Origin of the sequence: Streptomyces meridianus, assembly GCF_023703325.1 — a bacterium.
In the GTDB taxonomy this organism is placed as follows: Bacteria; Actinomycetota; Actinomycetes; order Streptomycetales; family Streptomycetaceae; genus Streptomyces; species Streptomyces meridianus.
The window spans coordinates 176634-202298 of record NZ_JAMQGM010000008.1 but is presented as its reverse complement, the minus strand read 5'-3'; the positions used below and the strand labels follow the sequence as shown (position 1 = coordinate 202298).

Annotated in this window: 19 protein-coding genes and 1 tRNA gene; 14 read left to right on the top strand and 6 right to left on the bottom strand. The window is 70.4% G+C overall.

Annotated features, from left to right (window positions below; genetic code table 11):
• Positions 1-44: 44 nt before the first annotated feature.
• Genes M1E25_RS04070 through M1E25_RS04060 form a run of 3 tightly spaced genes read left to right on the top strand, consistent with a single transcriptional unit; the run spans position 45 to position 2613 of the window.
• Entirely contained in the window at positions 45-1028 is a 984-nt protein-coding gene (locus M1E25_RS04070) for an aldo/keto reductase (RefSeq protein ID WP_251409607.1), read from the top strand.
• On the top strand, positions 1016-1759 hold the full coding sequence (locus M1E25_RS04065; protein WP_251409604.1) for a sulfotransferase-like domain-containing protein: 744 nt from the start codon (positions 1016-1018) through the stop codon (positions 1757-1759). The genes M1E25_RS04070 and M1E25_RS04065 overlap by 13 nt, the downstream gene beginning before the upstream one ends.
• Before the next feature lie 23 nt (positions 1760-1782).
• Positions 1783-2613, top strand: coding sequence for a family 3 encapsulin nanocompartment shell protein (locus M1E25_RS04060; RefSeq protein ID WP_251409601.1), 831 nt, complete (start codon positions 1783-1785; stop codon positions 2611-2613).
• Positions 2614-2670: 57 nt separating this feature from the next.
• On the opposite strand, the gene M1E25_RS04055 is transcribed toward M1E25_RS04060, so the two are convergent.
• Both M1E25_RS04055 and rpsA read right to left on the bottom strand, forming a co-directional pair.
• On the bottom strand, positions 2671-3705 hold the full coding sequence (locus tag M1E25_RS04055) for a Gfo/Idh/MocA family protein (RefSeq protein ID WP_251409598.1): 1035 nt from the start codon (positions 3703-3705) through the stop codon (positions 2671-2673).
• Between the two features lie 174 nt (positions 3706-3879).
• The gene (gene rpsA / locus M1E25_RS04050; RefSeq protein ID WP_251409595.1) at positions 3880-5391 is read right to left on the bottom strand and encodes a 30S ribosomal protein S1; all 1512 of its coding nucleotides are present in this window, start codon (positions 5389-5391) and stop codon (positions 3880-3882) included.
• Positions 5392-5778: 387 nt separating this feature from the next.
• On the opposite strand from rpsA, the gene M1E25_RS04045 reads away from it, so the two are divergent.
• Positions 5779-6582: a class I SAM-dependent methyltransferase gene (locus tag M1E25_RS04045; RefSeq protein WP_251409592.1), complete on the top strand. Its 804-nt coding sequence runs from the start codon at positions 5779-5781 to the stop codon at positions 6580-6582.
• 422 nt (positions 6583-7004) lie between these two features.
• Here M1E25_RS04045 and M1E25_RS04040 read toward each other — a convergent pair whose 3' ends face one another.
• Positions 7005-7280: a hypothetical protein gene (locus tag M1E25_RS04040; RefSeq protein WP_251409697.1), complete on the bottom strand. Its 276-nt coding sequence runs from the start codon at positions 7278-7280 to the stop codon at positions 7005-7007.
• A gap of 337 nt (positions 7281-7617) precedes the next feature.
• Between M1E25_RS04040 and hrpB the strand changes: the two genes are divergently transcribed.
• Entirely contained in the window at positions 7618-10185 is a 2568-nt protein-coding gene (hrpB, locus tag M1E25_RS04035) for an ATP-dependent helicase HrpB (protein WP_251409589.1), read from the top strand.
• Positions 10186-10280: 95 nt separating this feature from the next.
• On the opposite strand, the gene M1E25_RS04030 is transcribed toward hrpB, so the two are convergent.
• Complete coding sequence (locus M1E25_RS04030) at positions 10281-11984, bottom strand: lytic transglycosylase domain-containing protein (RefSeq protein ID WP_251409586.1); 1704 nt, start codon at positions 11982-11984, stop codon at positions 10281-10283.
• A gap of 197 nt (positions 11985-12181) precedes the next feature.
• Positions 12182-14914: a DNA polymerase I gene (polA, locus tag M1E25_RS04025; protein ID WP_251409583.1), complete on the bottom strand. Its 2733-nt coding sequence runs from the start codon at positions 14912-14914 to the stop codon at positions 12182-12184.
• Positions 14915-15063: 149 nt separating this feature from the next.
• On the opposite strand from polA, the gene M1E25_RS04020 reads away from it, so the two are divergent.
• From M1E25_RS04020 to M1E25_RS03985, 8 genes are all read left to right on the top strand, one after another.
• Positions 15064-17343, top strand: a complete 2280-nt coding sequence (locus M1E25_RS04020) for an FdhF/YdeP family oxidoreductase (RefSeq protein ID WP_251409581.1) — start codon at positions 15064-15066, stop codon at positions 17341-17343.
• Positions 17344-17416: 73 nt separating this feature from the next.
• Positions 17417-17890, top strand: a complete 474-nt coding sequence (locus M1E25_RS04015; RefSeq protein ID WP_251409578.1) for a PaaI family thioesterase — start codon at positions 17417-17419, stop codon at positions 17888-17890.
• A gap of 354 nt (positions 17891-18244) precedes the next feature.
• Complete coding sequence (locus tag M1E25_RS04010) at positions 18245-18847, top strand: hypothetical protein (protein ID WP_251409575.1); 603 nt, start codon at positions 18245-18247, stop codon at positions 18845-18847.
• Between the two features lie 169 nt (positions 18848-19016).
• On the top strand, positions 19017-20261 hold the full coding sequence (locus M1E25_RS04005) for a branched-chain amino acid ABC transporter substrate-binding protein (protein WP_251409572.1): 1245 nt from the start codon (positions 19017-19019) through the stop codon (positions 20259-20261).
• A 102-nt stretch (positions 20262-20363) separates the two neighbouring features.
• Positions 20364-21293, top strand: a complete 930-nt coding sequence (locus tag M1E25_RS04000; RefSeq protein WP_251409569.1) for a branched-chain amino acid ABC transporter permease — start codon at positions 20364-20366, stop codon at positions 21291-21293.
• 5 nt (positions 21294-21298) lie between these two features.
• Complete coding sequence (locus M1E25_RS03995; RefSeq protein WP_251409566.1) at positions 21299-23104, top strand: branched-chain amino acid ABC transporter permease; 1806 nt, start codon at positions 21299-21301, stop codon at positions 23102-23104.
• 5 nt (positions 23105-23109) lie between these two features.
• Complete coding sequence (locus tag M1E25_RS03990; RefSeq protein ID WP_251409563.1) at positions 23110-24009, top strand: ABC transporter ATP-binding protein; 900 nt, start codon at positions 23110-23112, stop codon at positions 24007-24009.
• On the top strand, positions 24006-24722 hold the full coding sequence (locus M1E25_RS03985; protein ID WP_251409560.1) for an ABC transporter ATP-binding protein: 717 nt from the start codon (positions 24006-24008) through the stop codon (positions 24720-24722). The genes M1E25_RS03990 and M1E25_RS03985 overlap by 4 nt, the downstream gene beginning before the upstream one ends.
• A 91-nt stretch (positions 24723-24813) precedes the next feature.
• Here M1E25_RS03985 and M1E25_RS03980 read toward each other — a convergent pair whose 3' ends face one another.
• Positions 24814-25455 (bottom strand): ANTAR domain-containing response regulator, encoded by a 642-nt coding sequence (locus tag M1E25_RS03980; protein WP_251409556.1) that lies wholly within the window; start codon positions 25453-25455, stop codon positions 24814-24816.
• A 96-nt stretch (positions 25456-25551) separates the two neighbouring features.
• Here M1E25_RS03980 and M1E25_RS03975 point away from each other — a divergent pair.
• A tRNA-Leu gene (locus tag M1E25_RS03975) sits at positions 25552-25625 on the top strand.
• Positions 25626-25665: the final 40 nt, after the last annotated feature.

Sequence of the window (25665 nt, the reverse complement as noted above, 5' to 3'; positions counted from 1 at the left end):
GATTTTCAGGGCGCCCCCGGGGCGACAGGAGAGAAGGAGAAGCGGTGCAGTACCGAAAGATGGGCCGTCTCGGCTGGGAAGTCAGCGAGATCGGCTACGGCATGTGGGGCATCGGCGGCGGCCCGGGCGGCTTCACCGGCTGGGACTACGACGTCGCCCCGGACTGCCTGAACCTGGCCGTCGAGCAGGGGTGCACGTTCTTCGACACCGCCTGGGTCTACGGCCGCGGGGTCAGCGAGCGGATGCTGGGCTCGCTGCTGCGCGAGCACCCCGGCCGCAAGCTGTACGTCGCCACCAAGGTGCCGCCGAAGAACCGCGAGTGGCCGCCGCGCCCCGAGGACACCCTGGGCGACGTCTTCCCCGCCGACCACATCCGCGAATACGTCGAACTCAGCCTGGAGAACCTCGGCGTCGACCGGATCGACCTGCTCCAGTTCCATGTGTGGGAGGACCGCTGGGCCTCCGACGAGCGGTGGCAGCGCGTCGTCGCCGACCTGAAGTCCGAGGGCCTGATCGACGGCTTCGGGATCAGCGTCAACCGCTGGGAGCCGGCCAACTGCCTCGCCGCGATCGACACCGGCCTGGTCGACGTCATCCAGGTCATCTACAACATCTTCGACCAGGCGCCCGAGGACGAACTGTTCGAGCGGGCGCAGCGCGACGGCATCGGCATCATCGCGCGGGTTCCCTTCGACGAGGGAGGTCTGACGGGCAGACTCACCGCGGACACCGTCTTCCCCGAAGAGGACTGGCGGGCCACGTACTTCGGACCGGAGAACCTGGGCCCGACGGTCGAGCGCGCCCGGCGGCTCGAGCGGATCCTGCCCGAGGGCATGACCCTGCCCGAGCTGGCGCTGCGGTTCATCCTGCACCACCCTGCGGTGAGCACCGTCATTCCGGGCATGCGCCGGCCCGAGCACGCACGTGCCAACCTCGCCGTCTCCGACGGGGTTGCGCTGGACCCGGCGCTGCTGGCGGAGCTGCGGGCGCACCGCTGGGACCGGATGCCGACGGCGTGGTCGATGTGACCGTCATCGCGATGTGGGCGCATCCGCGCTCGGTGTCGACCGCGTTCCTGCGCATGATGATCGAGCGCGGCGACATGACGGTGGTGCACGAACCCCTGGTGACACTCACGGACTTCGGCGAGACGACCGTGAACGCCGGGGCGGACGCGGATGACGGCGGTGAACCGGTCACCGTCCGCACCCCCGGTGAACTCTTCGCCCTGTTCGGGAAGTTGGCCGAGGAGCGACCGGTGTTCTTCAAGGACACCGTCGAGTACCGCTACCAGTACCTGTTCGACCATCCCGAGACCGTCGCCGGGATGACGCACACCTTCATCGTCCGGGAACCGGCCGCCGCCATCGCCTCGCACCACGCGGTGAAGCCCGAGGTGACCTGCCCGGAGATCGGTTACGAGCACCAGTACGACCTGTTCCGTCACGTCCAGGACGTCACGGGACGCCGTCCCGTCGTGGTGTCGGCCGAGCGGCTGCTGGCGGACCCCGTCGGTGTGGTTTCCCGGTACTGCACGGAGACCGGCCTGCCGTTCGTTCCGGAGGCGCTGCAGTGGCAGCCCGAGGACCGGGCGGAGTTCCGGCTCACCCGCAAATGGCACGTGGACGCGATCGCCAGCTCGGGCTTCCGGGCCCCGGAGAAGGAGTACGCCGCCACCGTCGAGAACGACGAACGGCTGCGCTCCTACCTCGAGCATCACCGCCCCTTCTACGACCTGCTCGTCGAGCACGCGCTCTGAGGCGCGCCGTTAAGGAGATGCGCATGACGAACCAGTCCCCGGGCGAGCAGTTCGCCCAGGCCTACGCCAAGGACGGCGAGCGGGCCGAGGTGCACTTCGACTACACCATCACCGACGCCTTCCAGCCCGGCAAGGAACGGCCCCGCTGGACCGTGCGGAACCTGTTCAACAAGCGCCGTGTCGACCCCGGGGCCGGGAGCGTGCGCACCTGGTGCGAGACCCGGCCCGCGGACGGCGAGGCGGAGCGGGTCGCGGAATCCGGCCTGCGCCGGGAGGCCGCCTTCCGCTTCGGCATGGCCGAGTTCCCCGTCGAGCCGATCCAGGGCTGGGTGCAGTTGCCGCCGGAACTCGCCGACGACGCCGAGGCCCTGGCCCGGTTCATCGACCGGCGGTTGCTGGTCCGGCTGGCGACCGCCGAGAACCAGGCCCTCTCCATCGGCCCCAACGGCGTGGTCAGCCACCCCGAGGTCGCCACGCTGCCGTACACCGGCACGTACACGGAGGGTCTGCTGGCCGCCTGCGACCAGATCGAGCAGACGGGCGCCACGGCCCACGCGATGATCATCAATCCGTACGACTACTACACCTGTCTCATGACGTCCGGCAGCGTGATGGACGAGTTCGCACGGAACGAGGTGAAGATCTGCCGCACGCGGATGATCGAGCCGGGCTGTGCCCTGGTGGGCGACTTCTCGGTGGCTGCCCAGCTCCTGGATGCCGAGCGCTCGGTGATCCGGATCGCCGAGCCTCCGGAGGGCACCTTCGCCGAGCCCGGTATCGCCGTGTGCGCGCAGGTGCACGAGGGTGTGGCGATCAACCTGCCCACGCACTTCTTCTTCTCGGCGCCCGCCTGACGGCCGGCCGGTACCGCGTCGCGGACGGTTGCGCACCGTCTGCGGCGCGGCGCCGCGTCAACGGGTGACGACCAGCGGGCTGTCCGCTCCCCGGCGCAGCGCCTCCTCCAGCAGCAGCTGGGCGGCCAGTCCGTCGTCGAACCCGGCCATGTCCCAGGCCGCGGGTCCGGCGGCCGTCTCGGCCAGGATGCGGTCGTACGGGTTCATGGCGTCACCGGGGAACGTCCGGGTCTCTCTCCGGGCATCGGGGCCTGCGCAGAGCGTCAGGGTCGCAGCACCGCCGTTCGGGTCCGCCTCCACCACCGCGGTGGCCGCCGTGCCCTGCACGGCGACGCGGATGGTCCGGTAGCCCGTGCACACCCGGGAGACGAACACCCGGGCGCGGCGGGCCGTTCCGGAGTCGATCAGCCCGACGTCGGCGATGTCCTCGCTCTCGCAGTCGACGATCTCACCGTCCGTCAGGGTGCGCTTGGGAGCTGTGATCAGGGCCCGCGCCGACTCGACCCCCCAGTTGCCGGGGAGCATCCAGCGCAGCACGTCGAACATGTGGACCCCGAGATCGGCGAGTGCCCCGGCGCCGCCGGCCGCGCGGTGGTGCCGCCAGCGCCAGCGGGTGGCGTCCCCCGCCATGAAGTCGTGCTGGAACTCGAGGTCGACGGTGAACACCGTGCCCAGTTCCCCGCCGGCGCACAGGTCGCGCAGGGCACGCAGCGCCGGGTTGCCCCGCCATTGGAAGCACACCACGGCCCGGCCGGTGCTCGCCCGGGCACGCTCCGCGAGCCGGGCTGCCGTGGCCGCGTCGTGTGCCAGCGGCTTGTCGGTGACGACCAGGACGCCCGCGTCGAGTCCGGCATTGAGCAGGTCCTCGCGGGCGTCGGGCGGTACGGCGACGGCCAGCGCGTCCACGTCCCCATTCGCGAGGACGGCGGGGACGTCGTCGCTGATCCGCGGGACCTTCCACTGGTCCGCGATCTCCCGCGCCCGCTCCGCGTCGCTGCGGTAGCAGAGCGTGGAGACCCGGGCCGCTTCGCAGTCCGTGAGCCAGCGCAGATGCGTCTGGCCCCAGCGAGTTCCGGCAACGGCGAAACGCACGGCATACCCCCCGATCGGTGTCGTGACCGTCGCGCAGACTACAGCGTCCGGGCCGTTCCGGCGACGGTGCGGGGGATGTACGCGCACGGACGGCGAGAGGCCCGCCCCCCGAAGGGGACGGGCCTCTCGTCGGCTCATGCCGTTCCGGGTGAGGTCACCCGGTGGACACGATGCTCAGCTCTGGCCGCCGGCGAGCTTCTCGCGCAGCGCGGCAAGCGCCTCGTCCGACGCCAGGGCGCCGGAGTTGTCCTGCGACTCCGAGGAGTACGAGCCGCCGCCACCGCCGGCGTTGCCACCCGCGCTCGGCGCGGACGGGGCGGCAGCGCCCTCGGCCGCAGCCTGCTCGTCGGCCTCGCGGGACTTGATGACCTGCGCCTGGTGCTGCTCGAAGCGGACCTGCGCCTCGGCGTACTGGCGCTCCCACTCCTCGCGCTGCTTCTCGTAGCCCTCGAGCCAGTCGTTGGCCTCGGGGTCGAAGCCCTCGGGGTAGATGTAGTTGCCCTGGTCGTCGTAGGACGCGGCCATGCCGTACAGGGTCGGGTCGAACTCGACCGCGGACGGGTCGGCACCGAAGGACTCATTGGCCTGCTTCAGCGAGAGGCTGATGCGGCGGCGCTCGAGGTCGATGTCGATGACCTTGACGAAGATCTCGTCGTTGACCTGGACGACCTGCTCCGGCACCTCGACGTGGCGCTCGGCCAGTTCGGAGATGTGGACCAGGCCCTCGATGCCCTCGTCGACGCGGACGAACGCACCGAACGGAACGAGCTTCGTGACCTTACCCGGGACGACCTGACCGATCTGGTGGGTCCGGGCGAACTGCTGCCACGGGTCCTCCTGCGTCGCCTTGAGCGACAGGGAGACGCGCTCGCGGTCCATGTCGACGTCCAGGACCTCGACGGTGACCTCCTGGCCGACCTCGACGACCTCGGACGGGTGGTCGATGTGCTTCCAGGACAGCTCGGAGACGTGCACCAGACCGTCGACGCCGCCGAGGTCCACGAACGCACCGAAGTTGACGATCGAGGAGACGACGCCGGAGCGGACCTGACCCTTCTGCAGGGTGGTGAGGAAGGTCTGACGGACCTCGCTCTGGGTCTGCTCGAGCCAGGCGCGGCGGGACAGGACCACGTTGTTGCGGTTCTTGTCCAGCTCGATGATCTTCGCCTCGAGCTCCTTGCCCACGTAGGGCTGGAGGTCGCGGACGCGGCGCATCTCGACGAGCGACGCCGGGAGGAAGCCACGGAGGCCGATGTCGAGGATGAGACCACCCTTGACGACCTCGATGACCGTACCGGTGACGATCCCGTCCTCTTCCTTGATCTTCTCGATGGTGCCCCAGGCACGCTCGTACTGGGCGCGCTTCTTCGAGAGGATCAGGCGGCCTTCCTTGTCCTCCTTCTGGAGAACCAGGGCCTCGATCTCGTCGCCGACGGCCACGACCTCGTTGGGGTCGACGTCGTGCTTGATCGAAAGCTCGCGGGAAGGGATGACGCCTTCGGTCTTGTAACCGATATCGAGCAGGACCTCGTCCCGGTCGACCTTCACGATGACGCCGTCGACGATGTCGCCGTCGTTGAAGTACTTGATCGTCTCGTCGATCGCGGCGAGGAAGGCTTCCTCGTTACCGATGTCGTTGACCGCAACCTGGGTCGGGGTGGCGGTGGTCTCGGTGCTGCTCGTCATGTGGGAAAGGGCTCCGGTACGGACAGTGAGTCGTAGGTACTGCTACGCCGGGAGCCCGTATCGCAACCGCCGAAGCCGGACAGCGTGAGAGGCGTGGATCTTGCCGATCTTTCCCTGGGGAAACCCGCAAGCGCCTCGATTACCGAGGGGCATACAACAGATGCGAGCGCGACCTGCTCTGTCTGAGGCGCGCAGGCCCGCAGCGCAACTTGTAGCATACGGGGGCAGCCGGGCATGCGCAATGCACGAAGGCGTCATACGGCACAGAGCCGTCATACCCGGCACATCTTCCGTGCGACGGGGCCGCACGCCGACATCCTTCCCGGTCGCGCCGCAGCGGCACGTCCGGCCAACAGGTCCGGACCGAAGAGTACGACGACGGGCACGATGAACCAAGAGGACGAACCGGAAGCAACCCGGCGGGCCACCACCGGATCCGAGACCACCCGCGCCAGCCGCGGCTGGTGGGACGGCAACGCCGACGACTACCAAGCGGAGCACGGCGCCTTCCTCGGCGACGACCGCTTCGTCTGGGGACCCGAGGGACTGGACGAGGAGGTCGCCGGACTCCTCGGGGACCCCGCCGACCTCAAGGGGTGCGACATCCTCGAGATCGGTGCCGGCGCCGCCCAGTGCTCCCGCTGGCTGGCCGCCCGCGGCGCACGGCCCGTCGCCCTCGACCTCTCCCACCGGCAACTCCAGCACGCCCTGCGCATCGGCGGCCCCCTCCCCCTGGTCGAGGCCGACGCCTGCGCCCTGCCGTTCGCCGCGGAATCGTTCGACCTCGCCTGCTCCGCCTACGGAGCGGTCCCCTTCGTCGCAGACCCGGTGCAGGTCATGCGGGAGGTGCGGCGTGTGCTGCGCCCCGGGGGGCGCTGGGTCTTCTCCGTGACCCACCCGATCCGCTGGGCCTTCCCCGACGAACCGGGACCGGAGGGACTCTCCGTCAGCGGCTCCTACTTCGACCGCACCCCCTACGTCGAACAGGACGACTCCGGACGGGCCGTCTACGTCGAGCACCACCGCACGATCGGCGACCGCGTCCGCGACATCGCCGCCGCCGGCTTCCGCCTCGTGGACCTCGTCGAGCCCGAGTGGCCGCACTGGAACACCCAGGAGTGGGGCGGCTGGTCCCCGCTGCGCGGCCACCTCATCCCCGGCACCGCGATCTTCGTCTGCGTCCGCGACTGAGCGGCGGGCTTGCGCGCAGGCCCGCCCTCCCGGTCCCAGGGGGCCGATACGAGGCGGGGACGGTCCTCACGGCCCGCTGACATGACGACGCGAGCCGGGGACCGTCCTCGATCGGAGGCCGGGAAACGCCCATCTCTGCGGCCACATGCGCAACCGGGCGGCCGGAATCGACACGATCGACCGGGAGGCGCCTGCCGAAGGGGGTCGGGCGACATTACGGCGAGGCACGAGGGCCCTTCTGGTCGCCGGTGCAGATGTCGCAATCCCACCAGGCCAGAAGGCCCTCGCCCATTTCAGGATCACACCTCAGTGATCGCAGTCACCAACCTCCGTGGACAGAAAACCTGGACAGCTCCACCACACCGGAGCCCTTCGCCACGATCAAGAACCGCGAGCGTCAACAACGCTCATGAGCAAGACAGCTAGCCGGCCGTCCTCCGCAGTTCACGGACCTCCCCTTCACCTCCGAGCATGCCTTCCGACTGCTCGTAGTGGGAGAGGGCGAGACCGAGGCCGAAGAAGGTGGGTGCCCACTCGCCGACGAAGATCCCCCACCGGTCGGCACGAGCAACGTTCGCGCCGGGTTCCACCTTGAGGGACCCGAACCAGAAGGCGACGGAAAGCCCGATGGAGGCCATGGCTGCCAGATAGGCGTGCTCGCTGCGGAGGCCCACGTCATGAAGCTTCTTGATGACCATGGTGATGCCCTTCAGGGAGACAACAACTCCCGACGAAGTGCCCGGCAATCACCGAAATACACCGAATCGGGAAACGTCGTTGTTCGTGTCGCCGTGAGCGGCCCGGCAAGGTCGCGGAGCGGCGCACGCCGGCGCTCGCTCCCCGACCGCGGGACACTGCTGCCCGAGGTGACGGGCCGAGGGTCTCCCCACGGGCTTTGCCGTGCAGGAGGGCGAGCCCGCCCGTGAGGCCGTGACCGGCCCCCGCCGCCGTCCCCTCCCCCCGCGTTTCCCACGCCGCTCGTGGTGACCCCGTGCTCCACCCGGACGAGGAGTACCTGGATGCGACACTGACCCGATGCGCCCCGCCTGGCTCGACCTGCCCGTACGCACCGCGCTTCCCGCGCTCACGGACGCCCTCGGCGAGCACGGGAGCGCCGTGCTCGCCGCACCGCCCGGCACCGGCAAAACGACCCTCGTCCCGCTCGCGCTGGCCGGACTCGTCCCACCCGCGGACGGTCCCCCGCGCAGGGTCGTCGTCGCCGAGCCCCGGCGCATGGCGGCACGGGCGGCGGCCCGGCGCATGGCCTGGCTGCTCGAGGAGGACATCAACGGACGGGACGGCACGGGCAGCGGCCGGATCGGCTACACCGTGCGCGGCGAACGCCGCGCCGGGCCGCGCACTCTCGTCGAGGTCGTCACCACCGGGGTCCTGCTGCAGCGCCTCCAACGCGACCCCGAACTGCCCGGCGTCGACGCCGTCCTCATCGACGAATGCCACGAACGCCACCTGGACGCCGACACGGCCGCCGCCTTCCTGCTCGACATACGCGCCGCGCTCCGGCCCGACCTGCGGCTGATCGCCGCCTCCGCCACCACCGACGCCGACGCCTGGGCCCGCCTGCTCGCCGCCCCCGGCGCAGCCGGACCCGCACCGGTCGTACGGGCCGACGACGCCCTGCACCCCGTCGACGTCCGGTACGCACCCCCACCGCGGCCGGTGCGCCCGCCGCACGGCATGCACGTCGACCCCGCGCTCCTCGGCCACGTCGCCGCCACCGTCCGCAGCGCCCTGCACCGCGACGACGGCGACCTGCTCTGCTTCCTGCCCGGCGTGGGCGAGATCGGCCGGGTCGCCGGTCTGCTCGACGGTGTCGACGCCGAGGTGCTGCAACTCCACGGACGGGTGCCCGGGCCGGCGCAGGACGCGGTACTGCGCGGGGGCGGAGGGCGGCGGCGCGTGATCCTCTCGACCTCCGTCGCCGAGTCCAGCCTGACCGTGCCGGGAGCGCGGTTGGTGGTCGACGCCGGACTCTCCCGGGAACCGCGCACCGATCACGCCCGGGGCCTCGGCGCCCTGACCACCGTGCGCTCGTCGGCCGCCACCGCCGGACAGCGCACCGGACGGGCCGGGCGTGAAGCGCCCGGCGTCGCCTACCGATGCTGGGCTCACTCCGAGGACGCCGCGCGGCCCCGGTGGCCGGCACCCGAGATCACCGTTGCGGACCTGACGCCCTTCGCCCTGCAGGCCGCCTGCTGGGGTGACCCCGACGCCTCCTCACTGGCCCTGCTCGACGCCCCGCCGGCCGGAGCCCTGGCCGCGGCCCGGGAGGTGCTGCGAGCCGTCGGCGCGGTCGACTCCCACGGCCGGGTCACCGAACGCGGCACCCGGCTCGCCCGGCTCGGCCTGCACCCGCGGCTCGGACGGGCCCTGGTCGACGGCGCCGCACAGCTCGGACCGCGCCGTGCCGCGGAGGTGGTCGCCCTGCTGTCGGAGGAACCTCCGCGCAACTACGGCGACGACCTGGCAGGAGCATGGCGCAGCGCAAGGCGCGGTGGCGACGGCTACGCCGCCCGCTGGGCAGCCGAGACCCGCCGGCTCCGGCGGGCCCTGGAAGCCTCCGGGTCCACGGGGCCCGCACCGGGCACGGCGCCGAGCGACGACGCCGCGGCGGGTCTCGTCGCCGCCCTCGCCCACCCCGAACGGATCGCCCGCCGCCGCACCGCCGGCGCCTTCCTCATGGCCTCGGGCACGGCGGCGCAGCTCGGCGACGGCTCACGGCTCGGTGCCTCCGAGTGGCTGGCGGTGGCCGTCGCGGACCGTCCGGTGACGGCCGGCTCGGCCCGGGTCCGGCTGGCCGCCGTCATCGACGAGGCCACCGCTCGGACAGCGGGGGCGCCCCTGCACGCGTCGGGTGAGGAGGTGGGCTGGTCCGCCGAACGCGGTGACGTCACGGCACGGCACGTGGAGCGGATCGGTGCCGTCGAGCTGGCGGTGCGGCCACTGACCGCGCCCGATCCGGCGCTGGTGCGCGGGGCTCTGCTGGAGGGACTGCGCCGCGAGGGGCTCGGACTGCTGCGCTGGACCCGGGATGCGGCGGACCTGCGCCGGCGGATGGCTTTCCTGCACCGGGAGTTGGGCGAGCCCTGGCCGGACGTGTCCGACGCGGCGCTGCTGGACCGGGCGCCCGAGTGGCTGGGCCCCGAACTGGCGACGGCCCGGCGCCGCGCCGATCTGGAGCGGGTGGACGCCGGACAGGTCCTGGTGCGGCTGCTGCCCTGGGCCTGCGGCGAAGCAGCGAGGTTCGACGAACTGGCGCCGGAGCGCCTCCAGGTCCCCAGCGGGTCGCGGATCCGCCTGGACTACAGCGGGGAACGGCCGGTTCTGGCCGTGAAGTTGCAGGAGCTGTTCGGGTTGCAGGAGACCCCGCGGATCGCCGACGGCGCCGTGCCGCTGCTCGTCCATCTGCTGTCCCCGGCGGGGCGGCCCGCGGCCGTCACCTCCGACCTGGCCTCCTTCTGGCGGGAGGGCTACCGGTCGGTGCGCTCCGAGCTGCGCGGGCGCTACCCCAAGCACCCGTGGCCGGAGGACCCCGCGGCGGCCGAGCCGACCCGGCACACGAAGGCGCGGACGGGACGCGGTTGAGGGGGCAGCGGGGCGGCTGACGGGGCGCGGAAAAACAACGTTGCCCTGCCGGGGGCGGGTCCGGCAGGGCAACGCTGTTCGTTCAGCAGGGGCGGTTATTCGGCGGATGCCGTCTCGGTGACCGTCACCGGGATGTTCACCGGGTCGGCACCGGGGGCGGTGAGCTGGAGGGTGTAGCTGACCGAGTCGCTGGACGGCTTGGTGGCGGGGCTGCCATCCGTGCCATCGCTGGTGTGGATCGCCGGGAGCTTCAGCACGCCGTTCTCGTCGGTGGTGAGCTCCAGGGACCGGACAGGATTGCCCTGCGCGTCCTCGAAGTACGGCGTCGCCTGATCGGCGACGAGGACGTCGTTCTGGAGCAGCTTCGCGGTCACCCCGAGGTCCGGGACCGCGATGTCCTTGTAGGTGGCCTTGACAGTCCCCGGGTCCGCGATGGTCCCGCCGGCCTCGACCGCGAGATCGCCCCCCGTGCGGACGACCTTCTCGGCGCTCGTCGGTGCCTTGGCGGTCGCCTTGAAGTACACGGGCTGGACGTTGGGCGCCGAGGCCCGGACGGTGAAGGATCCCGCCTTGCCGCGTGCCACCAGGTCGGGTGCGGTCGCCTTGCCGTCCTCGCCGGTGACGACGGTCCTGACGGTCGCTCCGCCGGGGAACTGGGCTCCGGTCCCGCCGGTGTCCTGGATCCGGAACGTCACGGGCACGCCCGCCCTGGGCTCGCCCTCGGAGTCCTTGGCCTTCACGGTCATCGGCTCGGAGAACAGGTCGCCGAGGACAGCCGAAACGTCGACGCCCGTGACCGCCTCGATGGCCTTCAGCACGACCTGGACGGGGTCCTCGTCGGAGGAACCGCCGCCGCCCGGCGCGGCCGGCTCGTCCGACACGGGGTCGCCGCCCGGAGCTTCGAGGCTTCCTTCCGGCGAGTCGCCGGACGGCTTCGCGTCGTCGTCGCTCCCGCTCCGGGTCTCGTTCTTCGTGCCGCCCTTGCCCCCACCGGGCGCCCCTCCTGCGCCCGGCGTGCCGCCGCTGTCCGGGATCTCGTGGGTGCCCTTGCGGTAGAACTCCAGCCAGGACAGGACGGTTCGCAGGTACTGCTGCGAGTGGTTGTAGCCGAGGATGGCCCGGTGCAGCTGGGCGTCGACGGACAGGTCCCGTCCGCCCGCGCACAGATAGCGGCCGGCGGCGAGCGCCGCGTCGTACACGTTGTTGGGGTCCCGCTCGCCGTCACCGTTGCCGTCGGCGCCCCAGGTCGCCCAGGTCGACGGGATGAACTGCATGGGGCCCACGGCACGGTCGTGCGTGGTGTCCCCGTCGTACGCACCGTTGTCGGTGTCGGTGATCCGGGCGAACCCGTTGCCGTTCAACTGCGGGCCCAGGATGGGCTTCAGCGTGGTGCCCTCCGAGTCGACCGCTCCCCCGCGGGCCTGCCCCGACTCGACCTTGCCGATGGCGGCCAGCAGTTCCCACTCCAGGTTGCAGCCCGGCCGGCTGCGGCGCAGTTCCGCCTCCGCCTTCTTGTACGCGGCCAGCACGCTCGCGGGTATGCCGGACTGGGCCGCCACCGGGCCACTCGGCAGGTCTATCGAACTCTCGGGCTTTCCCGGGGTGTTGAGCGGAGGCAACTCCGTGCGGTACGACGAACCGCCGTCGATCGGAGTGTCCTCCGAAGGCGCCCCCGTGCGATTCCGCTGGGTGACCAGCTCCTCCGGCGCCTGAGAGGCCGTGAGTGCGGCCATCGCAACCGCTGCCACAGCCGTGGTCGCCGCTCCTCTGCGCAGTCGTCGGCCGAGTTGCGCTGCCATACAGCTGTCCTCCCCAAGGATCGGGTACCCGCCCTGCCCGCAGGATCGCCACCGCAGGCGTCTCGAGGCGACCCTACGGCAACATTCCGCCCGCCGACACCGTCCCTTGACCACCTTTCACGGCGTGGACGGGAACGGCGGACACCCCGCCGCGCCATGCGAATCCCCCCTGCGGGCCGGCACGACGGGGCCGATCCTCAGTGCGCAGCCGACTCCCAGTCGCGGCCGGATCCCACCGAGACGTCGAGCGGGGCACGCAGTTCCACCGCGCCCGTCATCTCCCGGCGGACCAGCTCCTCGACCTGCTCCCGCTCGCCCGGCGCAACCTCCAGCACGATTTCGTCGTGCACCTGCAACAGCATGCGGGTGGACAGCTTCTGCTCCTCCAGGGCCTCCGCCACCCGCAGCATCGCAATCTTCACGATGTCCGCCGCGGTCCCCTGGATCGGCGCGTTGAGCGCCATCCGCTCGGCCATCTCCCGGCGTTGCCGGTTGTCGCTCGTGAGGTCCGGCAGATAGCGGCGACGGCCCAGGATCGTCTGCGTGTAACCGACCGCCCGCGCCTCCTCGACCACCCGGTGCAGATAGTCGCGCACCCCGCCGAAACGCTCGAAGTAGGTGTCCATCAGCCGGCGCGCCTCCTCCGGCGTGATGCCCAGTTGCTGCGACAGCCCGAACGCGGAGAGACCGTAGGCGAGTCCGTACGACATCGCCTTGATCTTGCGGCGCATCTCCGGATCCACCGCCGTCTTTGCGACGTCGAACACCTGCGAGGCGACCGTCGTGTGCAGGTCCTCCCCCGAGGTGAACGCCTCGATGAGCCCCTCGTCCTCCGACAGGTGCGCCATCACCCGCAGTTCGATCTGGCTGTAGTCCGCCGTCAGCAGCGACTCGAAGCCCTCGCCCACGACGAAACCGCGCCGGATCGCCCGGCCCTCGTCCGTGCGCACCGGAATGTTCTGCAGGTTCGGGTCGGTCGACGACAGCCGGCCCGTCGCCGCGACCGTCTGGTTGAACGTGGTGTGGATGCGCCCGTCCGCAGCGATCGTCTTGATCAGCCCCTCCACCGTCGACCGCAGTCGCGCCTGCTCCCGGTGGCGCAGCATGATCACCGGCAGGTCGTGCTCCGTCTGCGTCGCCAGCCACGCCAGCGCGTCCGCGTCCGTGGTCCAGCCGGTCTTCGTCTTCTTCGTCTTCGGCAGGCCCAACTCCCCGAACAGCACCTCCTGCAGCTGCTTCGGCGAACCGAGATTGAACTCGTGGCCGACGGCGGCGTGCGCCTCCTTCACCGCCTGCTGCACGGCTCCCGCGAACTGCTGTTCCATCGAGCTGAGCCACTCGCGGTCCGCGGCGATTCCCGCCCGTTCCATCCGGGCCAGCATCGCCGACGTGGGCAGCTCCACATCGCGCAGCAGATCCACCGCCCCGGCCTCCGCCAGCCGGCCGGTGAACTCCTCCCCGAGGTCCAGGATCGTGCGGGCCTGCACCATCAGGGCATCCTTCTCGCCCTGCTCGTCGGTGCCGAACGCCAACTGCCCGTCACCGTCCGGGGCCGGGGCCAGCTCACGGCCCAGGTACTCCACCGACAACGCGTCCAGGGCGAACGAACGACGGCCCGGCTTGACCAGATACGCGGCCAGGGCGGTGTCCATCGTCACGCCCTCCACCTCCCAGCCGTGCTCGGCGAAGACCCGCATCACACGCTTTGCGTCATGCAGCACCTTCGGCCGGGCGGCGTCCGCGGACCAGGCCGCGAACGCCTGCTCGTCGGCCTCGTCCAGCTCCGCCGGATCGAACCAGCAGGCGGGGCCGCCGGCCGCCGCCAGCGCGACCTCGGCGACGCTGCCGCTGCCCAACGCCCAGGTGTCCACCGCCGCCAGACCCAGCTGCAGCCCGGCGTGCTCCGCCAGCCACGGCGCCAGCCCGCCGGCGGCGAGCACCTCACCGTCCACCTCCACCCCGGCCACCGGGGCAGCCTCCTCGGCCGCGCCGGCCGGATCGGCCGCCATCAGCCGGTCCCGGAAGTTCTGGTGCCGGAACTCCAGCGAGTCCAGCAGCACCGCCATCGCCTCACGGTCGTAGGGCGCCCGCGCGAGATCACCGGGCCCCACCTCGAGCCCCACGTCCCGCACCAGCTCGGTCAGCCGCCGGTTGCGCCGGACCGACTCCAGATGATCACGCAGGTTCTGCCCGGCCTTGCCCTTGACCTCGTCGACCCGCTCCACCAGCTCCGCGAACGAACCGAACTGGTTGATCCACTTCGTGGCCGTCTTCTCCCCCACCCCCGGAATACCGGGCAGGTTGTCCGACGGATCGCCGCGCAGCGCCGCGAAATCCGGGTACTGCTGCGGCGTGAGACCGTACTTCTCCTCCACCTTCCCCGGCGTGAAGCGGGTCAGCTCCGACACGCCCTTCGTCGGATAGAGGACCGTGACGTGATCACTGACCAGCTGGAACGCATCGCGGTCACCCGTGACGATCAGCACCTCGAAACCGTCGGCCTCCGCCTGCGTGGCCAGCGTCGCGATGACGTCGTCCGCCTCGAAGCCCTCCACGGCGAACCGCGTCACCCGCATCGCGTCCAGCAGCTGACCGATCAGGTCGACCTGCCCCTTGAACTCGTCCGGCGACTTCGACCGGTTCGCCTTGTACTCGGTGAACTCCTCCGAGCGCCACGTCCTGCGGGACACGTCGAACGCCACCGCCAGATGCGTGGGCTGCTCGTCGCGCAGCGTGTTCGCCAGCATCGAGGTGAAGCCGTAGATCGCGTTCGTCGTCTGCCCGGTCGTCGTACTGAAGTTCTCCGCCGGCAACGCGTAGAACGCCCGGTACGCCAGGGAATGCCCGTCCAGCAGGAGCAGCCGGGGCCGGTCCCCCTTCCCGGCGGCGGGAGCGTTCGGTGCGGTCTTCTTCGATGCTTTCTCTGCCACGCCCCCGATCCTGCCACGCCCGACCGACAGCAGCGCTTCCCCGTCCACCGCCGCCACTGAACCCCGCCCCGCCGGGTACGGGTGTACGCACGACCGCACCACCGTGCGAGGATCGAAGTGAGCCGCCAGCCACGCCGGAGGAGAGTGTCATGGCCACCGAACCGCCCACCTCGGACCCGGCCCAGGACGCACCCGAGGTGACCGGACCCCGGCACGCCGCAGCCGGCCTGCCCGCCGTCCAGCGCTCCCTGCGCATGGCCCACCGGCAGATGGGCGTCCGGCGCACCGCCCGCACCCTCTTCCGGGTCAACCAGAAAGAGGGGTTCGACTGCCCCGGCTGCGCCTGGCCCGAGGCAGACAAGCGCCACCGGGCCGAATTCTGCGAGAACGGCGTCAAGGCCATCGCCGAAGAAGCCACCGAGCGCCGGGTCACCCCCGCGTTCTTCGCCGAGCACGGCGTCGCCGACCTCGCCGGCCGCAGCGGCTACTGGCTGGGCCAGCAAGGGCGCATCACCCATCCGATGTACCTCGCCGACGGGGCCACCCACTACGAACCCGTCTCCTGGGAACGGGCCTTCGACATCATCGCCGGCGAACTCCAGGGCCTCGCCTCACCCGACGAGGCCGTCTTCTACACCTCCGGCCGCACCAGCAACGAAGCCGCCTTCCTCTACCAGCTCTTCGCCCGCGAGTTCGGCACCAACAACCTCCCCGACTGCTCCAACATGTGCCACGAGTCGTCCGGCTCGGCACTCGGCGAGACCATCGGCGTCGGCAAGGGCAGCGTCCTCCTCGAGGACATCCACCAGGCGGACCTGATCATCGTCGCCGGCCAGAACCCCGGCACCAACCACCCCCGCATGCTCTCCGCCCTCGAGAAGGCCAAGCAGAGCGGGGCACGCATCATCACCGTCAACCCGCTGCCCGAAGCCGGGCTGGAACGGTTCAGGAACCCCCAGACCCCGCGCGGCCTCGCCGGCCCCGGCACCGCCCTCACCGACCTCTTCCTCCAGATCCGCCTCGGCGGCGACCAGGCCCTCTTCCGCGCCCTCAACCGCCTCGTCATCGAGACCGAAGGCGCCGTCGACGAAACCTTCGTCCGCGAACACACCCACGGCTACGAGCAGTTCGCCACCGCCGCACGCACCGCCGACCGGGACGAGACCCTCCGCGCCACCGGCCTCGACCCAGCCGACATCGACCGCGCCCTCGAGATGGTCCTCGGCTCACAACGCATCATCGTCTGCTGGGCCATGGGACTCACCCAGCACAAACACGCCGTCCCCACCATCAAGGAAATCGTCAACTTCCTCCTCCTGCGCGGCAACATCGGCCGCCCCGGCGCCGGCGTCTGCCCCGTCCGCGGCCACAGCAACGTCCAGGGCGACCGCACCATGGGCATCTTCGAACGCCCCGCCCCCGCCCTCCTCGACGCCATCGAGCGCGAATTCGGCTTCGCACCGCCACGCGAACACGGCCTCGACGTCGTCCGCTCCATCCGCGCCCTGCGCGACGGCAACGCCAAGGTCTTCGTCGCCATGGGCGGCAACTTCGTCTCCGCCACCCCCGACACCGACGTCACCGAAGCCGCCATGCGCCGCGCCCGGCTCACCGTCCACGTGTCCACCAAGCTCAACCGCTCCCACGTCGTCACCGGCGCCCGCGCCCTCATCCTGCCCACCCTCGGGCGCAGCGACCGCGACATCCAGCACAGCGGACCCCAGTTCGTCACCGTCGAGGACTCCATGGGCATGGTCCACGCCTCACGCGGCCGGCTCGAACCCGCGAGCGACCAGCTGCTGTCCGAACCCGCCATCGTCTGCCGGCTCGCACGCCGCACCCTCGGCGAGCGCAGCAGCACCCCCTGGGAAGAGTTCGAAAAGGACTACCGCCGGATCCGCGAACGCATCTCCCGCGTCATCCCCGGCTTCGACGACTTCGAGAGCCGCGTCTCCCGCCCCGGCGGCTTCGCCCTCGCCCACGCCCCCCGCGACGAACGCCGCTTCCCCACCGCCACCGGCAAGGCCAACTTCACCGCCGCCCCCGTCGAATACCCCCGAGTGCCCGAAGGCCGCCTGCTCCTCCAGACCATGCGCTCGCACGACCAGTACAACACCACCATCTACGGCCTCGACGACCACTACCGCGGCATCAAGGGCGGCCGCCGCGTCGTCCTCGTCAACCCCGACGACGCCCGCACCCTCGGCCTCGCCGACGGCGACCGCACCGACATCGTCAGCGAATGGACCGACGGCACCGAACGCCGCGCCCCCGGCTTCCGCGTCGTCCACTACCCCACCGCCCGCGGCTGCGCCGCCGCCTACTACCCCGAGACCAACGTCCTCGTCCCCCTCGACCACGTCGCCGACACCAGCAACACCCCCGTCTCGAAGTCCCTGGTCGTACGGCTCGAGAGCACCGCCCCCTGACCACCACCCCCCGGCGCCCACCTGATAGGACGGTGCCCACTGCACCGAAGGACGAAGAACGGAGCCGGCCGGCATGGGCGAGCAGAACACGACGAAGTTCCCCCAGGAGATCCTGGACCAGTACGCCGGACTCGGCATAGACCTGCCCGCCCTCTTCTCCGCAGGGCACCTCGGCGACCGCATGGGCCTGGAGATCACCGAAGCCGCCCCGGAGCGCGTCGTCGGCACCCTGCCCGTCGAAGGCAACACCCAGCCCTACGGCCTCCTGCACGGCGGCGCGTCCGCCGTCCTCGCCGAAACCCTCGGCTCGGTCGGCGCCATGCTGCACGGCGGTCCCCACAAGGTCGCCGTCGGAGTCGACCTCAACTGCACCCACCACCGCGGCATCCGCTCCGGCCTCGTCACCGGCGTCGCCACCCCCGTCCACCGCGGACGCACCACCACCACCTACGAGGTCGTCATCACCGACGAACAGGACCGGCGCATCTGCACCGCCCGCCTCACCTGCCTGCTCCGCGAAACCGCCGCCCCCACATCGCCCGCCTGACGGGCCCTCTTCCCGCGGGCCCCGGCGGAACCAGCACCGTGACCGGGAAGCTCGCCGGGGCCCCGGCACGGGGCATCGCAAGGCGGAGCACCGCCCCCGCACCCGGGGCACCTCCCAGCCGGAAGCCGGGGACACCCGGGTGACACGACAACGCAGTGTCGGGCCGTGCAGTGCCTCGCGAGCCGGTGAACCTTCACGGTCACGGCGCTAACATCGCGGGATGGTGTCAGGACCCTGCACGCCTCCCCCGCCGGGCCACCCGTGACCGCCCGCCACCCCCAGCCCCGGAAACCGCCGCCAGACCTGCTGGAGACCGGCGACGACCGGCCCCGCCTCGGCGAACGATGGGCCGCGGTGCCCCGACGCACCCGGCTCATCGCCACCGCCGGCCTGCTCCTCACCCTCGCCACCGCCGCCGGCCTGCGCGTCCTGGACCGCCCCGGCCCGCCCGAACCACCGGCACCCTGGCCCATCCACGCCACGGACATCACCTACACCGGCATCTCACGGCCCGCCGACCGGCAGTCCCGCAGCTTCTCCTTCACCCTGCGCGCCGAGGCCACCAGCCGCACCCCCGTCACCGTCGAAACCCTCCGGCAGGGCTACCGGTCGCTGCGCACACACGTCACGCCGCGCCTGCCCACCACGCTTCGCTCCGGCCACCCCCACCGCATCACCGTCACCATGACCGTCCGGTCCTGCAAAGACCTCCCCCTCGACGCCGGCCTCCCCTTCCTCGACGTCACGTTGCGTAACGTCCGGGCGCGGCAGGAGATCAGCGAGATCCTCGGCGCCGCCTACGCCCACGACCTCACCCAGGCGCTACGGACGATCTGCCGCCCCACCCCCGCCCCACGCCATAGCGGAACTGCACATTCTCACCATCCGGTCACTTCGTTCCGCGGCGATACGGGAAGCATGTCCCCCGCGGCGCCCCGCAGCGGCAACCGGACGTGACCAGCGTCATAACAAGAGCGTCACAGCATGGGCCACACCTCTGCCGCCCAACCGCACCCACGCTTAGAGTCACGGCCAGTCACCGCGCGCCGGACCCGGAGACGAACTGCCCCCGGCGCGCCAGACGGCACCTCAGACGAGGGGGCCGCGTCCGGGGAAAGGACTGATCGTGCGTCACCGTTCCTTGCTCGTTCTCACCACTGCGGTCACCGCAGGAGCACTCACACTCTCAGCATGCGGCTCACGCGACGGCGGCAACTCCGGCAACGACAGCTCCGGCGGCGGCACCACCGTCGTGATCGGCCTCGACGCGCCGCTCACCGGTGACCTGTCCGCCCTCGGCCAGGGCATCAAGAACTCCGCCGACCTCGCGGTCAAGACCGCCAACAAGAACAAGGAGGTCGAGGGAGTCACCTTCAAGCTCACCTCCCTCGACGACGCCGCCCAGGCCGGCACGGGCCAGCAGAACGCCACCAAGTTCGTCGGCAACGACAAGGTCCTCGGCGTCATCGGCCCCCTCAACTCGCACGTGGGCGAGTCCATGCAGAAGGTCCTGGCCAACGCCAACCTGGTGCAGGTCTCACCCGCCAACACCGCGCCCCAGCTCACCCAGGGCCCGGAGTGGCAGGACGGCAAGAAGGTCCGCCCCTTCAAGACCTACTTCCGCACCTCCACCACCGACGCCGTACAGGGCCCCTACGCCGCCCAGTACGTCTACAACGAGATGAAGCTCAAGTCGGTCTTCGTCATCGACGACAAGAAGACCTACGGCGCAGGTCTCGCCGCCACCTTCAAGAAGGAGTTCGAGAAGCTCGGCGGCAAGGTCGTCGCGACCGACAACGTCAATCCCGAGGACCGCGACTTCTCCGCGATCGCCACCAAGGTCAAGAACTCCAAGGCCGACTTCGTCTACTACGGCGGCGAATACCCGGCCGGCGCCCCGCTGACCGACCAGATCAAGAAGGCCGGCGCGAAGATCCCCGTCGTCGGCGGCGACGCCCTCTTCAGCGGCGACTACATCAAGCTCGCCAAGAAGAACTCCGAAGGCGACATGGCCACCTCCGTCGGCGCACCGCTCGAGACCCTCGACACCGCCAAGGAGTTCATGAAGAACTACAAGGCGGCCGGCTACAAGCTCCCCTACGAGGCCTACGGCGGCTACGCCTACGACAGCACCTGGGCCATCGTCGAGGCCGTCAAGGCCGTCGTCGAGAAGAACGACGGCAAGCTGCCCGAGAACGCCGACGAGACCCGCAAGCAGATCACCGAAGCCATGCAGGACGTCTCCTTCAGCGGCGTCACCGGCGACGTCTCCTTCGACGAGTTCGGCGACACGACCAACAGGCAGTTGTCGGTCTACAAGGTCAAGGACGGCAAGCACGTCCCGGCCAAGACCGGCGAATTCAAGGGCTGACGGCAACCACCGCCACGCCGCAACACCTTCCTGCTGTGCGGGGGCGCGCACCTCAGCGCCCCCGCGCAGCCGTGTCTCATCCCACCCACTCGGAGGCCCCCGGTGCACGACCTGCCGGAGCAACTGGCCAACGGCCTGATCCTCGGCGCGATGTACGGACTCATCGCGATCGGGTACACGATGGTCTACGGCATAGTCCAGCTCATCAACTTCGCCCACGGCGAGATATTCATGATCGGCGGCTTCGGTGCGCTGACCGCATGGCTTTGGCTCCCCGACGGGACATCCCTCATGGTCGCCCTGCCCGTCATGGTCCTCATGGCCATGACCTGCGCCATCCTCGTCGGCATCGGAGCGGAACGACTCGCCTACCGTCCCCTGCGCGGCGGACCGCGGCTCGCACCACTGATCACCGCGATCGGCCTGTCCATCGCACTCCAGCAGGCGATCTGGGCCTTCTACCCCGACGCCAAGAAGGACCTCTCCTTCCCCCAGTTCGAGGGCGGAACCGTCCACCTCGCCGGGATCTCCCTCCAGCGCGGCGAGATCTTCCTCCTCGTCGCCGCCCCCCTGTGCATGATCGCCCTCGCCGTCTTCGTGTCCAAGAGCCGCACCGGCCGCGCCATGCAGGCCACCAGCCAGGACCCCGACACCGCCAAGCTGATGGGCATCAACACCGACCGCATCATCGTCACCGCGTTCGCCATCGGCGCGGCCTTCGCCGCCATCGCCGCCGTCGCACACGGCCTCAAATACGGCCAGGTCAGCTTCCGCATGGGCTTCATCGCCGGCCTCAAAGCCTTCACCGCCGCCGTCCTCGGCGGCATCGGCAACATCTACGGCGCCATGATCGGCGGCCTCGCACTCGGCCTCGCCGAAGCCCTCGCCACCGCCTACATGGCCGACGTCCCCGGCATGGAACAGTTCGGGGGCGGCGCCTGGAAGGACGTATGGGCCTTCGTCCTCCTCATCCTCGTACTCCTCCTCCGACCGCAGGGCATCCTCGGCGAGCGCGTTTCGGACCGGGCGTGATAACCATGACGACCAACACTCCGACCACCACCAAGGACCAGCCGGCGGCCACCACCGCCCCCGGCCTCATCCCCCTCCCCCCGGCGAGTGCCCGGATCACCGCCGTCATCGGCGCCGCGACCACCTTCGCCTCCACCTTCCTCGCCTGGACCTGGACCGAGGCATTCCCCGGCAACCTCACCATCAGCGGCTACCCCGGCGGGCTCCAGGTCCTCACCCTCACCGGCGCACTCCTCACCCTGCTCTTCCTCCTCTCCGGACAGGGCATCCGCGGCCTGCGCTGGCTCACCCCCGGCGGCACCAACAGCCCCGTGCTGCTGCTCGCCCTCGGCACCTTCGCCGTCACCTGGTTCGCCGTCGGCGCCATCGCCGTCGAACTCGGTGGCCTCGTCAACCTCGAACCCGGCGGCTGGATCGCCGCCGTCACCAGCCTCCTGCTCGTCATCGCAGCCACCGCGCTCCCCTCCGACCTGCCCGCCGACGACCAGCGACCCGCAACCGGCACCTGGAAGCGGCTCCTCCATTCCTTCAAGGCACCCGAGCCCGGCCGCGCCGCCCCCCTGCCCGCCTGGATCGAAGTCCTCACCATCGCCGCAGCCTGCGGCGCCGGCCTGATCGTCTTCACCTACGGCATCGGAACCGAGTACGGCCAACTCTTCATCGGCTTCCTCATTCTCACCGGATTCGGCGCCCCGGCCCTCCAGCGCTCCGGACTCGTCCGCCGCTTCTCCACGCTCAGCCAGAAGCACCGCAACGTCACCATCACCGCGGCATTCGTGGCAGCAGCGGCCTTCCCCTTCACCCAGGAATCCGACACCTACACGTCCGTCGCCGTCAGCATCCTGATCTTCGCGACCGTGGCCGTCGGCCTCAACGTCGTCGTCGGCCTCGCCGGACTCCTCGACCTCGGCTACGTCGCCTTCCTCGGCGTCGGCGCCTACACCGCCGCCCTCGTCTCCGGAGCCCCCACCGCCGCACTCGGCATCCAGTTCCCCTTCTGGGCCGCCGTCCTCGCCGGCGCCGTCGTCTCCATGATCTTCGGCGTGATCATCGGCGCACCCACCCTGCGCGTACGCGGCGACTACCTCGCCATCGTCACCCTCGGTTTCGGCGAAATCTTCCGCATCGCCATGCAGAACCTCGACGGCACCTCCGGCCCCGACATCACCAACGGCCCCAACGGCATCCCCAGCATCCCCGACCTCAAGTTCTTCAGCTTCGACCTCGGAGAACCCCACACCGTCCTCGGCGTCGAACTCGGCAGGTTCGCCAACTACTACCTGCTGATGCTCCTGTTCACCGCCCTCATCATCATCGTCTTCCGCCGCTCCGACCGCTCCCGCATCGGACGCGCCTGGGTCGCCATCCGCGAGGACGAAACCGCCGCCGGAGCCATGGGCATCAACTCCTTCCGGCTCAAGCTCATGGCCTTCGCCCTCGGCGCCACCCTCGCCGGCATCGCCGGCACCGTCCTCGCCCACGTCGAATACGGCGTCCACCCCGACGGCTACAAGTTCGTCCACACCGTCCCGCCCAACTCCGCCTTCCTCCTCGCCGCCGTCATCCTCGGCGGCATGGGCACCGTCAGCGGGCCCCTCATCGGCGCGGCACTCCTCTACCTCATCCCGGCCAAACTCCAGTTCATGGCCGACTACCAGCTGCTCCTCTTCGGCATCGCCCTGGTCCTCCTCATGCGCTTCCGCCCCGAAGGACTCATCGCCGACCGCCGCCAGCAGCTCGAATTCCACGAAACCGGACAGCTCGACGTTCCGAAGGACAGCGCCACCGGCCTCACGAAAACGGAGGCATGACCACCATGACCACAGCAACACCCACCCCACCCGCCGCGGAAGCACAACCCGCCGCCACCGTCCTCTCGGCCACCGGCGTCACCATGCGCTTCGGCGGACTCACCGCCGTCCAGAACGTCGACCTCACCGTCAACAGCGGCGAAATCGTCGGCCTCATCGGCCCCAACGGCGCCGGCAAGACCACCTTCTTCAACTGCCTCACCGGCCTCTACACCCCCACCGAAGGCACCGTCAGCTACAAGGACAAGGTCCTCCCCCACAAATCCCACCTCGTCACCCAGGCCGGCGTCGCCCGCACCTTCCAGAACATCCGGCTCTTCGCCAACATGACCGTCCTGGAAAACGTCCTCGTCGGCCGCCACACCCGCACCAAGGAAGGCCTCCTCTCCGCCCTCCTCCGCGGACCCGGCTTCCGCCGCGCCGAGAACCAGTCCGAACAACGCGCCATGGAACTCCTCGAGTTCACCGGGCTCGCCGCCAAGCGCGACCACCTCGCCCGCAACCTCCCCTACGGCGAACAGCGCAAGCTCGAAATCGCCCGCGCCCTCGCCAGCGACCCCGGCCTGCTCCTCCTCGACGAGCCCACCGCCGGCATGAACCCCCAGGAGACCCGGGCCACCCAGGACCTCGTCTTCGCCATCCGCGACCAGGGCACCGCCGTCCTCGTCATCGAGCACGACATGCGGTTCATCTTCAACCTCTGCGACCGCGTCGCCGTCCTCGTCCAGGGCAGGAAGCTCGTCGAGGGCACCCCCGACGTCGTCCAGAGCGACGAACGCGTCGTCGCCGCCTACCTCGGCACCCCCTACGAGGGCGACACCTCCGCCGAGACGGCCCCCGAAGACGGCCCCGAGGACACCACCGGCACCACCAGCACCAAGGACACCGAGGGAGGCACCGCGTGAGCGCACTGCTCGAAGTCGAGGACCTGCGCGTCGCCTACGGCAAGATCGAGGCCGTCAAGGGCATCTCGTTCAGCGTCGAAGCCGGCCAGGTCGTCACCCTCATCGGCACCAACGGAGCCGGCAAGACGACCACCCTGCGCACCCTGTCGGGCCTGATCAAGCCACTCGCCGGCAAGATCGTCTTCGACGGGCAGCCGCTGAACGACGTCCCCGCCCACAAGATCGTCTCCATGGGCCTCGCCCACTCCCCCGAAGGCCGCCGGCTCTTCCCCCGGCTCACCATCGCGGAAAACCTGCAACTCGGCGCCTTCCTCCGCAAGGACTCCGCCGGCATCACCCAGGACATGCAGAAGGCCTACGACCTCTTCCCCATCCTCGGAGAACGCCGCAACCAGGCCTCCGGCACCCTCTCCGGCGGCGAACAGCAGATGCTCGCCATGGGACGGGCCCTCATGTCCCGGCCCAAGCTGCTCATGCTCGACGAGCCCTCCATGGGCCTCTCCCCGATCATGATGCAGAAGATCATGGAGACCATCACCGAGCTCAAGTCCCAGGGCACCACCATCCTGCTCGTCGAGCAGAACGCCCAGGCGGCCCTGTCCCTCGCGGACCGGGGCCACGTGATGGAGATCGGCAACATCGTGCTCTCGGGCACCGGCCGGGAACTGCTGCACGACGAGTCCGTGCGCAAGGCCTACCTCGGCGAGGACTGAACCGCACCGGCCGAGCACCAGGGGCCCGCATCCGCGACATCACGGATGCGGGCCCCTCGTCGTGCGACGCGTGGCCGGGACCGGCGCACGGTCAGCCCTGCTGCTTCTTCTCCTCGGCGTCCTCGATGACGGCCTCGGCGACCTGCTGCATGGTCATCCGGCGGTCCATCGAGGTCTTCTGGATCCAGCGGAAGGCCGCCGGTTCGGTCAGGCCGTACTGCGTCTGCAGGATGCTCTTCGCCCGGTCCACCAGCTTGCGGGTCTCCAGCCGCTGGGTGAGGTCGGCGACCTCCTTCTCCAGCTCCTTCAACTCGGTGAAGCGCGACACCGCCATCTCGATGGCCGGCACCACGTCGCTCTTGCTGAACGGCTTGACCAGGTACGCCATCGCCCCGGCGTCCCGGGCCCGCTCCACGAGTTCCCGCTGTGAGAAGGCGGTGAGCATCAGCACCGGCGCGATGTTCTCCCCGGCGATCCGCTCCGCGGCCGAGATGCCGTCCAGGACGGGCATCTTGACGTCGAGGATGACCAGGTCGGGACGGTGCTCGCGGGCCAGTTCGACCGCTCTCTCGCCATCCCCGGCCTCGCCCACGACGACGTAGCCCTCCTCCTCGAGCATCTCTTTGAGATCGAGACGGATGAGGGCCTCGTCCTCGGCGATGACGACGCGGGTGGTCTGCGGCGGGACGTGCGGCTGCTCGTCGGCAGGCTGCTCGGGCTCGGCGGCGCTCACGGGACTCCTCGGAAAGGCAGGTGGTGCCCCACGAGCCTACCTAGCTCCTGTATGTTTGAGTCACCGAGGGGTTAGACTTACCTTCGGATCGCAGGGGCTCCGGTAGTCCAATCGGCAGAGACGATACCCTCAAAAGGTATTCAGTGTGGGTTCGAATCCCACCCGGGGCACTTACCTTCAAAAGCAAGGTCGCCAATCGATTGGCGACCT

Excerpts from the sequence above, each read along its gene's own strand:
- M1E25_RS04045 (WP_251409592.1), top strand. The coding sequence starts at position 5,779 with ATGAACCAAGAGGACGAACCGGAAGCAACCCGGCGGGCCACCACCGGA.
- M1E25_RS04060 (WP_251409601.1), top strand. The coding sequence starts at position 1,783 with ATGACGAACCAGTCCCCGGGCGAGCAGTTCGCCCAGGCCTACGCCAAG.
- M1E25_RS04015 (WP_251409578.1), top strand. The coding sequence starts at position 17,417 with ATGGGCGAGCAGAACACGACGAAGTTCCCCCAGGAGATCCTGGACCAG.
- M1E25_RS04030 (WP_251409586.1), bottom strand. The coding sequence starts at position 11,984 with ATGGCAGCGCAACTCGGCCGACGACTGCGCAGAGGAGCGGCGACCACG.
- rpsA (WP_251409595.1), bottom strand. The coding sequence starts at position 5,391 with ATGACGAGCAGCACCGAGACCACCGCCACCCCGACCCAGGTTGCGGTC.
- M1E25_RS03995 (WP_251409566.1), top strand. The coding sequence starts at position 21,299 with ATGACGACCAACACTCCGACCACCACCAAGGACCAGCCGGCGGCCACC.
- M1E25_RS04040 (WP_251409697.1), bottom strand. The coding sequence starts at position 7,280 with ATGGTCATCAAGAAGCTTCATGACGTGGGCCTCCGCAGCGAGCACGCC.
- M1E25_RS04020 (WP_251409581.1), top strand. The coding sequence starts at position 15,064 with ATGGCCACCGAACCGCCCACCTCGGACCCGGCCCAGGACGCACCCGAG.
- hrpB (WP_251409589.1), top strand. The coding sequence starts at position 7,618 with ATGCGCCCCGCCTGGCTCGACCTGCCCGTACGCACCGCGCTTCCCGCG.
- M1E25_RS03990 (WP_251409563.1), top strand. The coding sequence starts at position 23,110 with ATGACCACAGCAACACCCACCCCACCCGCCGCGGAAGCACAACCCGCC.